The organism is uncultured Thermosynechococcus sp. (assembly GCF_937958135.1).
GTDB lineage: Bacteria > Cyanobacteriota > Cyanobacteriia > Thermosynechococcales > Thermosynechococcaceae > Thermosynechococcus.
Genome location: NZ_CALGOG010000069.1, coordinates 1 through 10170 on the forward strand (window position 1 = coordinate 1; position 10170 = coordinate 10170).

9 protein-coding genes are annotated in these 10170 nt (G+C 54.5%); 5 read left to right on the forward strand and 4 right to left on the reverse strand.

The window, feature by feature from the left end:
• Positions 1-430: 430 nt before the first annotated feature.
• The gene (locus tag Q0711_RS08310; RefSeq protein WP_298617309.1) at positions 431-2065 is read left to right on the forward strand and encodes an alpha-D-glucose phosphate-specific phosphoglucomutase; all 1635 of its coding nucleotides are present in this window, start codon (positions 431-433) and stop codon (positions 2063-2065) included.
• A gap of 5 nt (positions 2066-2070) precedes the next feature.
• Positions 2071-3360: an exonuclease subunit SbcD gene (sbcD, locus tag Q0711_RS08315; RefSeq protein WP_298616206.1), complete on the forward strand. Its 1290-nt coding sequence runs from the start codon at positions 2071-2073 to the stop codon at positions 3358-3360.
• Positions 3361-3986: 626 nt separating this feature from the next.
• On the opposite strand, the gene Q0711_RS08320 is transcribed toward sbcD, so the two are convergent.
• A complete protein-coding gene (locus Q0711_RS08320) occupies positions 3987-4154 on the reverse strand; it encodes a hypothetical protein (RefSeq protein ID WP_299042269.1) in 168 nt (55 codons plus the stop codon).
• A 418-nt stretch (positions 4155-4572) separates the two neighbouring features.
• Between Q0711_RS08320 and Q0711_RS08325 the strand changes: the two genes are divergently transcribed.
• Entirely contained in the window at positions 4573-5454 is an 882-nt protein-coding gene (locus Q0711_RS08325) for an MBL fold metallo-hydrolase (RefSeq protein WP_366142518.1), read from the forward strand.
• Complete coding sequence (locus Q0711_RS08330) at positions 5454-6164, forward strand: lipase (protein WP_298616212.1); 711 nt, start codon at positions 5454-5456, stop codon at positions 6162-6164. Before Q0711_RS08325 ends, Q0711_RS08330 begins: the two co-directional genes overlap by 1 nt.
• Here the strand turns inward: Q0711_RS08330 and trmB are convergent.
• Complete coding sequence (gene trmB / locus Q0711_RS08335) at positions 6161-6787, reverse strand: tRNA (guanosine(46)-N7)-methyltransferase TrmB (protein WP_366519104.1); 627 nt, start codon at positions 6785-6787, stop codon at positions 6161-6163. The two genes, Q0711_RS08330 and trmB, sit on opposite strands and share 4 nt — an antisense overlap.
• A 155-nt stretch (positions 6788-6942) precedes the next feature.
• Entirely contained in the window at positions 6943-8388 is a 1446-nt protein-coding gene (locus Q0711_RS08340; RefSeq protein ID WP_298616216.1) for an ammonium transporter, read from the reverse strand.
• Between the two features lie 273 nt (positions 8389-8661).
• Between Q0711_RS08340 and Q0711_RS08345 the strand changes: the two genes are divergently transcribed.
• Positions 8662-9525 (forward strand): Tab2/Atab2 family RNA-binding protein, encoded by an 864-nt coding sequence (locus tag Q0711_RS08345; RefSeq protein WP_298616218.1) that lies wholly within the window; start codon positions 8662-8664, stop codon positions 9523-9525.
• Here the strand turns inward: Q0711_RS08345 and dapB are convergent.
• Positions 9526-10170 (reverse strand): 4-hydroxy-tetrahydrodipicolinate reductase (gene dapB, locus Q0711_RS08350; protein ID WP_299042272.1); only part of this gene is annotated, 645 nt, incomplete at its 5' end.

Here is a 10170-nt window from a genome sequence, read left to right on the forward strand (position 1 = left end):
CTCCGCCCATAGCCGCAGGCTTGGGGGGTGGTGAAGCGGCGGCTAAGTGACATTAGAAGCGACTAAAGGTTATAATGCTCTTTGAGAAGCGCTGTCGGGCGGACAGTGCTGAAAATGCCCCTGGAGAGGTTCTGGCGGGGGTGTCCTTTGGGGTATCTAGCTAAGACTCTGTGAACGGGGAATCTCCCGCTATACGCTTTGGCGTTAGCGGGATGAGCGTCAACTTGTCCTGAACTCGCAACTGTCCTTCAAAATCTGCTGACGTACACCTAGGGCGCCGGCTTAACCAGTATGAGCGCCTTGTTTTCCCCCATTGATTGCGTGTTCAATTTTGGAGCCAAGGGATATACCCGAATGCTAAGGTCTTGACCACAATTCTCGAGCCGACTAAGCTGCCCTTATAGCGACAGTCCCCTTGTGGAGTCTCCTAATGGGTATCCAAGTTATTGCCACCACTCCCTTTCAGGATCAAAAACCCGGCACCTCTGGGTTGCGTAAGGCGGTATCGGTTTTCCGGCAGCCCCACTATCTTGAAAACTTTATTCAAGCAATTTTTGACACCATTGAGGCACCGCAGGGGCAAACCCTTGTTCTAGGAGGTGATGGCCGCTACTTCAATGCGGAGGCGATTCAAGTCATTCTTAAGATGGCAGCCGCCCACGGCTTTGCACGGGTCAAGGTGGGGCAAAATGGGATTCTTTCAACGCCCGCGGCTTCCTGTGTCATCCGCAAGTATGGTGCCATCGGCGGCATTATTCTCTCAGCCAGTCATAATCCAGCCGGTCCCCAAGGAGATTTTGGCATCAAGTTCAACATTGCCAACGGTGGCCCAGCACCGGAGAAGGTCACCAATGCCATCTATGAACGCAGTCTTGCCCTTACCCATTACAAGATTTACAAGGCACCCGATGTCAATCTGCACACCCTTGGGGAGTTTCCCTTGGGTGAAATGATTGTTGAAGTCATTGACCCGGTGGCCGATTATCAAGCGCTGCTGGAGAGCCTGTTTGACTTTGATCACATTGCCGAGACAATTCGTACCGGGAAGCTGCGCCTGGTTTTTGATGCCATGCACGCCGTTACGGGACCCTATGCCCACCGGATTCTTGAGAAACGCTTAGGAGCGCCCCAAGGCACGGTTCAAAATGGTGTGCCGCTGCCGGACTTTGGCGGTGGGCACCCGGATCCTAACTTGGTCTATGCCCGTAACCTAGTACAGCAACTCTTTGGTGAGCACCCTCCCGATTTTGGGGCCGCCTCCGATGGCGATGGCGATCGCAACATGATCTTGGGGGCAAACTGTTTTGTTACCCCCAGTGACAGCCTGGCCATTCTGGCCGCGAATGCCCAACTTGTGCCCGGCTACAAAGAGGGATTAGCCGGCATTGCCCGTTCCATGCCCACCAGTCAAGCCTCTGATCGCGTGGCTGCCCGACTGGGAATTGACTGCTACGAAACTCCCACCGGCTGGAAGTTCTTTGGCAATTTGCTAGATGCCGGTAAAGTCACCCTCTGTGGGGAGGAAAGTTTCGGCACCGGCTCTAACCATGTACGCGAGAAAGATGGCCTCTGGGCAGTGCTCTTTTGGTTGAACATCTTGGCAGTGCGCCAAACCTCTGTGGCCGAGATTGTCAAAGCCCACTGGCAAACCTATGGCCGCAACTACTACTCCCGCCATGACTACGAGGGTATTGAGAGCGATCGCGCCCACACCCTGATGAGCCAACTGGAGCGAAAACTCCCCAGCCTAGTGGGTCAGACCTTCGGCAGGTATCGCGTTGCCACTGCCGATAACTTCAGCTACACCGATCCAGTGGATCACAGCGTCAGTCAAAATCAAGGGATTCGGCTCATTTTTGAAGATGGCAGTCGCATTGTCTATCGCCTATCGGGAACGGGAACTCAAGGGGCAACGCTGCGCGTCTATTTGGAGCGCTTTGAACCCAATCCTGCCCAGCAACACCTCGATGCCCAAGTGGCTCTGGCTGACTTGATTCAACTGGCCAAGGAAGTGGCGAATATCCAAGGGCTAACAGGTCGCGATCGCCCCACCGTCATCACCTGAGTGCCATGAAAATTCTCCACCTGTCCGATATTCACCTAGGCAGTGGCCTCAGTCATGGTCACATTAACCCCGCTACGGGCTTGAACACGCGCCTTGAGGATTTTATTGCCGCCTTGGCTACCTGCATTGATCGCGCCCTCGGTGAACCGGTGGATCTAGTCCTCTTTGGCGGCGATGCCTTTCCCGACGCAACACCCCCTCCCCTAGTCCACGAAGCCTTTGCCAAGCAATTTCGCCGCTTAGCAGATGCCCACATTCCCACTGTGCTGCTGGTGGGCAACCACGATCAACACGCCCAGGGACAGGGGGGCGCAAGCCTCAGTCTCTATCGCACCCTTGGGGTGCCCGGCTTTATTGTGGGCGATCGCTTGACCACCCATCGCCTTGAAACTCGCCAAGGCAGGGTGCAAGTCGTAACTCTCCCTTGGTTAACCCGCTCCACCCTCCTCACCCGGCCGGAAACCAGTGGCCTTTCCCTTGCTGAAGTGCATCAACTGCTCCTTGAGCGGCTGCGCCTCGCCCTTGAGGGGGAAATTCGCCAACTCGATCCTGCCTTGCCCACTGTCTTACTTGCCCATGCCATGGTGGACACGGCTCAGTACGGCTCTGAACGCTATTTAAGTGCTGGCAAAGGCTTTACGATTCCCCTGAGTCTTTTGGCGCGCCCCTGCTTTGACTATGTTGCCCTTGGTCATGTCCATCGCCATCAAGTCCTGTGCCAAGATCCGCCGGTAGTCTATCCCGGCAGCATTGAGCGGGTGGATTTTGGCGAAGAGGGAGAAGAAAAGGGCTACGTCTTGGTTCACTTAACCAAGGGCAAAACCCAATTTCAGTTTTGTCCCCTCCCCACCCGCCCCTTTCGCACGATTCGTGTAGATCTCACCGCCGTGGAAACCGATCCCCAAGCCGCACTCCTGGGGGCGATCGCCGGCGAGGACATCACCGGGGCGGTGGTGCGGCTCATGTATCAACTGCGCCCCGATCAAATTCCCCTGATCCACCTCCATGAACTGCAAAAAGCTCTTGAAAGCGCCCACAGCGTCAGCCTTCTGCCCCAACTCGTCAATAGTCAGCCCATTCCTCGGCTGCCGGACGTTGCCCTAGAACAGTGCCTTGACCCCAGCCATGCCTTGCAACTGTATCTGGATCATCACCCTGACCTTGAACCTCTGCGGCAGGATCTGCTAGTCGCCCTCCAAACCCTTGATGGCAATCTTGAGCAAGAGAGTCAAGATCCTCCAGAGATACCGCGATCGCCCGAACCTGTGATTCAGCAACTGGAATTGCTCTCCTAACTTGAGATTTTCTGGGGTGGTACGGGTGTGCAACATCACGGGAACTCGAATTCTGGATGGTGCACCAAGAAAACGGGAAGGCTCTGCTTAGAATCTGCGGAAGAAAGGGCAAGAGGGTGCGCTGCTACAAACTTGTTTCTTGGACTTGTTGACATTTTTTCTCATTTGTCTTAGGCTGAATTTTAGTGTTCTCCTCTCTGAGGAATCGGCAGGCGGGGTCGGTCATTACGACGACCCCATTTTTTCTGGCGCTGCTTTTGCAAGAACGATGTCACTTAACCCCCACTAGGAGAGTAGGCTATTGATAGAAATTTTCAAATCCTAGGGAGGGAAGGTAGCGGCTCCAGTACCACAGCACGGTATAGGGGGTCATCAAGTCAGCCTCTTCTTGGGTCTTAAAGCTGGCAATTTTCCGGCAAACCCATGGGACACTGTGATGGTCAGATCGGGATTCAGGGGTTGGGGCAATTCATCAAGGGCAGCCAAGCCATAGCAGAAGCTGAGAATATCCTCAGTTTCCTGTGCCTTCTCCACCAGCGATCGCAGGTCTTCAACACAAGGGGAGGCTCAGGGGCAATTCGGTGTAGCCCGCGCACAGCCATCATTCGCGCGTCTAGATCGTAGGCTCACTGCTCAATAATTAACTCAAAGGTGTCAATGGCTTGGGGATGGCCAGGGTCAATACTGCCCAGGGCGCAAGCGAGGGCAATCTGGTGGGACTGCACCACTGCTAAAGCCAAATGGCGCTCCAAGCGGGCAATGATCTCTGAGTGCCGCCCGCCCGCAAGGTGCACACACTAACCGGCAAGAATCCCCTCCTCCAAATAAGAGGAATCGCGAAAAATCCCCAGGACAGTACGGATGGCTTCCCGCCTCTCGGAATCTTTTGCTGCAATCAAAGGAGCTGCAACGTCAATCTCAGGCAAGCGGAGTGTTGGGGAGAATGGAGCAGCTGCCCTAAAAATAGTTGTAGCCGGCGCCCCATTGCCCTCTGCCCAACCCCAGCTACCAGGTCGGGGTCTAGCTCCTTGAGCCAATGCCCTCTTTGCAGGTATGCACTCACTGGGCAAATTCCAGACAAAATTTTTGACCAAACTTAACGATGACTCACTCCACCCTATCAACAGCCAAAGTCACAGGGGAAGGATGATCCCTATCACAACTCAAGAGTGCTTTCCGTGGCAGACTACAATCAAGGTTTGCGATATGCTCATGTTTAACCCACTTACCATTCGGTTTTGGGGCGTACGCGGCAGTATTCCCTGTCCAGGCTCCCACACTGTCCGCTATGGCGGCAATACCCCCTGCGTGGAAATTCAGGCCAATGGTCAACGGCTAATTTTTGATGGGGGTACGGGTCTGCGGGTTTTGGGGGAGCACTTAATGGGTCAACACCCCGTGGCGGCACATTTATTCTTTACCCATACCCATTGGGATCACATTCAGGGCTTTCCCTTCTTTCAGCCCGCCTTTGTACCGGGGAATCAGTTCCATATCTACGCCGTGCCGGGCAAAAATGGGCAGGGCATTGAACGCCGACTACATGATCAAATGCTCCACCCCAACTTTCCTGTTCCGTTGCAGATTATGGGGGGGGATTTGCGCTTTTATGACTTAGAGGTTGGTGAGCAAGTGCACCTAGGCGGCGGTGTGGTGGTGAGGAATGAAGCTCTGAATCATCCAGGCGGGGGGGTAGGCTATCGCGTCAGTTGGCAGGGCATTCATGTAGCCTATATTACAGACACAGAACATTTGCCCGATCAATTACATCCGGGGGCCTTTGCCTTGGCTGACCGCGCCGATGTAATGATTTACGATGCCACCTATACCGATGAAGAATACCACCACCCGCAGCAGAGTAAGGTGGGGTGGGGACATTCCACATGGCAAGAGGCGGTTAAGCTTGCCCAAGCAGCCCAAGTTAAACAACTAATTTTGTTTCACCACGACCCCAGCCACGACGATGACTTTCTCGATCGCATTGGCGAGTTGGCACGGGCACAATTTCCGCACACACTGCTGGCGCGCGAGGGTCTCATTATTGCCGTCTATCCAAATGTGATACACTTCCCAACGACGCCCCAAGCAAGTTAATGCCTGTGTTGCCTGTTGTTCTTTTACCGGGATATTTGGCGGCGGCTCCTGACTACTACCCACTGCGGGATTATCTGCGGCAGTTAGGGTTTGTGGCGGAGGTGGTGCCCCTCAGGGTACGCTCGTGGTTTCCCACGCTGGGGGGGCGATCGGTGGCGCCAATCTTACGGGCTTTGGATACCACCATTCAAAACATCCTAAATGAAACAGGGGCCTCCGCCGTACATCTCATTGGCCATTCGGCAGGGGGCTGGATTAGTCGCATTTACCTAGGAGATCAGCCCTATGATGGCCAAGTTTGGGCGGGTCACAAATGGGTGCATACCCTGATCACCTTAGGTACTCCCCATCGAAGTCAGGAGCGTTGGACACGCCGCAATCTGGACTTTGTTAACACCACGTACCCCGGTGCTTATTATGCGCAAGTTCGTTATGTGTGTCTGGCGGGCAAGGCAATCTATGGTACACCGCGCGGGTCATTTGCCAATTGGTTTACCTATCAAAGCTATAAACTCACCTGTGGCGAGGGTGCCTGCTGGGGTGATGGAGTGACACCGGTGGTCGCAGCCCACCTGGAGGGGGCAGAGAATCTCGTTTATGAAGATGTGCTCCATGCGCCGCGCAGCCGCTTCCGCGATCGCCCCCATGCCCCTTGGTATGGTTCCCCGCCCATTGTGGCTATGTGGCAGCAGTATTTGAAAGCTAGTTAGACGGCACGCCGCTCAAATTGCCAGCGGTAAACAGGCAGTCCTTTGCGGAGGACGCATTTTTCCCGTTCCGTCGCCACGGGCCAAGGACTCTGGGGCAACCAATCGGTACAGGTTGAGCGAAAGGCGGGATGGGCACGAAACTGCTGCACCATAGATTCTGCCACCTCAAGGACATCCGATTGGAGGACAACCCGCCCACCGGCGGGCAGAAGGGCGGCAAGGAGCGCCACCAGTTCTGGGGTGACGACGCGGCGTTTATGGTGGCGGCGCTTGAACCAAGGATCTGGAAATTGAATCGTGACGGTGTGCAGGGGAAGCCCAGTGAGGATTTTGCCCAAGTGCACGTTGGCATTGCCCCAAAGGTAGTGGAGGTTGCGAAGTTGCCGGCGATCGCGCCGCTCATTGGCCAATACCACCAGGGGGTGGCGAATTTCCAAACCTAGAAAATTTTGCTCTGGGTACAGCGCTGCCATTTCCAGTAAAAACGTCCCCTTGGCACAGCCAATGTCAAGGTGCAGGGGCTGCGAGGGTTGTGCGTAAATCGTTGACCAGTCGGGAACCGCAATATCTTGCTGGAATTTTTGACTTAGAGGGTTAACATGTTGTCGCACCCGTCCTGCCATGGCGCGATCGCTCATCCAAAACTTCCTCACCTACTGCCGCTATAGCGTAGCGTAGATCACTGCCAAGTTAGAAAAAAAACTGCCCTCACAAGCTGAGGACAGCAAAAACCACCTAGGGCAATCGTGGTACGGCTCCAAACTGGGGGACGGGCGAGTTACTCTTTCAAGAAACCGCTGTAGGCTTCCATACCATGCTCGCCAATATCCAAGCCTCTGAGTTCCTCGTCTTGGGAAACACGAATACCAAGGGTTTGCTTCAGGGCTAACCAGAAAATACTCGTCGTCAACACGGTAAAGCCACCAATACTCAGGATGCCGATAATTTGGGCAATCAACTGAGTCACCCCATGGCCGGTGAGGAGGCCTAAATCTTTGTCAAACAAGCCAACGGCTAAGGTGCCCCAAGTGCCGCACACTAGGTGAACCGAGGTGGCCCCCACAGGGTCATCAATTTTAATGCGGTCAAAGAAGAGGACGGCATAGACCACAACGACACCGCCAATAGCACCGATGATGACAGCACTCCAGTAAGACACACTGGCACAAGACGCTGTAATGGACACTAGACCCGCCAGAATGCCGTTGATAATCATGGAGAGATCAGGCTTACCAATGGCTAGCCAAGCTGTCATTGTTGCTGCCAGACCAGCTGCTGCCGCCGCTAAGTTAGTTGTTACCGCAATGTAAGGCACAGTTTCATTCGCAGCCAATTCGGAACCGGGGTTGAAACCAAACCAACCGATCCAAAGAATTAAACAGCCAAGCATGGCAAAGCCCATGTTGTGCCCCGGTAAGGCTTGGGGAGTCCCGTCAGCCGCATATTTGCCAATTCGGGGGCCTAGGAACGCAGCCCCCATGAGAGCCGCCCAACCGCCTACGGCATGTACTACCGTCGAACCGGCAAAGTCCTTGAAAGCAACGTTTTCACCGAGAAAGCCGATATTGCTAAGGAGGCCACCTCCCCAGACCCAGTGCCCCGTAATTGGGTAGGAGATGCCGGTAAGCAGGAGGCTGAAAATTAAAAAGTCCACAAACTTAATCCGCTCGGCGACAGCACCGGAAACAATGGTAGCTGCAGTTCCGGCAAAGGCTGCTTGAAAGAGAAAGGCGACGGGGATGGGTAACCCCTTGGGAAAGGGTTCTAAACCGTAGGTTTCGGGGTTTTCACTGCTGAGGAAAAAGCCGCCCCAGCCGAGAAAGGCATTGCCCTCAGTCCCAAACATCAAGGAGAACCCGATCGCCCAGTAGGCAAGGGTGGCCAAGGCAAAAACAATCAGGTTTTTAGCAAGGATATTGACCGCATTTTTTTGGCGGCAGAGGCCGGTTTCCAGCATGCCGAAACCCGCGTTCATGAAGATCACCAGAATCGCTGCAATCAATACCCAGATAGTATTGAGTACCCCTTGAACGTCTTCAGGGGTGAGGGGCTTATCCTGTGCTTGAGCAGCAACTCCCCAGACTGCAACAATAATAAGAGCGAGAGGAATACAGGCCACAAGGGCGGGCGATCGCCAGTAGAACTTGGGTCGCCAGTCGAGGGTCAATAATGGACGCTTTTGCCGTCTAGCACGTTTCAGTTTTAACTTGGACATCGGTTTCATTCCCAACGGTTATAGAGTAGAGTTGCGCATGAGTTCAGCGGAGGAGAAATCGCAGTTGCGGCACTATCGTGCCAGAAAGTCATCTGGCTGTTGTTTGGCTTGAGTTAAGTGAAGCCTTGACCCGCAATTAACCTTTGATTGCACCAGTTCTCAGATTGGAAAATCTGTATCGCTCTATACATTTACCTTGACGGCCAAAACCGCCTATCCTAAGAAAGGCAAGTGGCATCAAGGCTGCGGCTAACGTTGTTAAAACGTTCCCAATAGGTGTGAATGGATACGATCTGGGAGTTGGATTTTTATTCCCGTCCTCTGGTAGATGAAAACAACAAAAAAATCTGGGAATTGCTGATTTGCGATCGCCGGCAACACTTTCGGTTCAGCAAAACTTGTGCCGGAGCTGAAGCCAATGCGCGCTGGTTAACGGCTGCCCTCCAAGAGGCCATGGCTCAATGGCGACAGCAACTGGGACTGGCAGAGGGGGTTCAGCCGGAGCGGGTACGTTTTTTCCGCCGCGCCATGGCCAGCATTATCACGCGGGGGGGAGAAGCGGCAGGCTTAGTCATGGTGCCGAGTCGGCGCACATTTGCCCTTTACAATTGGTTGCGCGATCGCGCCTTGAACTTCTATCCAACTTTGGCCAACTACCAAGCGGATCTGGCAACGCCTCCCCAGTTAATTCCCCCTGCACCGCAACCTTTACCCTCCGCCCTGCGGGGCGATCGCTGGCAATTTAGCGGCCTTGTCCTTGGGGAGATGAAAACTGCTGCTGAATGGGAACTGCCCTTTGGCGAGGTACCCCCACTGCCCTTTTTGACCCTCAGCGACGATACCCTGCTACCCGGATTAATCATCTATTCACAGCGGGCACTGCCCTTGGCGGGTTGGCTTTCTGGCTTAGAGCCAGCCTCTCTCAGTTTTGAGGAGAAACCCCAGCCCTCGTTGGTGTTGGAAACGGGAGCCAGCGATCGCTGGGTGCTCATTAGTGGTCGCAATCCCCAGATTCACAAGGAACTTGCTGCCTTTAGGGACGCCTGCACCCAAAGCCAAGGACTGCACTTTATCGCCGTGAAAGAGAGACCCGAACAGGAGGCGCTGCAAGGCTTTTGGTTGTTGCAGCAGGCGCCTGAAGTTTGACTAGAGCAGCTTCTCAAGGCCATAGATCAAGCGTTTGAGTTGCGTGACTTTGCGAATGGCCAGCAGTACCCCCGGCATATAGCACTGGCGATCGCTGGTGTCATGGCGGAGGGTATAAATTTGCCCCGGTGCCCCAAAAATCACCTCCTGATGGGCAATCAGTCCAGGGAGGCGGACACTGTGGATGCGAATTGCAGCGTCAGCACACGCCCCCCGCGCCCCGCTGAGATGTTCGGACTCCTCCACTTGGGGCGGGTTAAAGGTTTTGCCCAATTCGGCTAAGCGTTGGGCGGTTTGGATAGCCGTACCGCTGGGCGCATCCGCCTTTTGGTTGTGGTGCAGCTCAATGATCTCCACATGGTCAAAGTACTGGCTCGCCCGAATGGCCGCCTCCTGGAGCAACACCATGCCAATGGAAAAGTTTGGCGCAATCACAGCTCCCATATCGGCTTTGTCCACAAACTCCGCCAGCTCTTCAATTTGCTCCGGACTCAAGCCCGTTGTCCCCACCACGGGATACACCCCATAGGCGATCGCCGTGCGCACATTCTCATACACTGCTTGGGGATGGGTAAAATCCACCATCACCACCGGTTGTTTTTCTTGGGCCGCTGCTACACACACCTCTTGCAAGCTGCCGCTAAT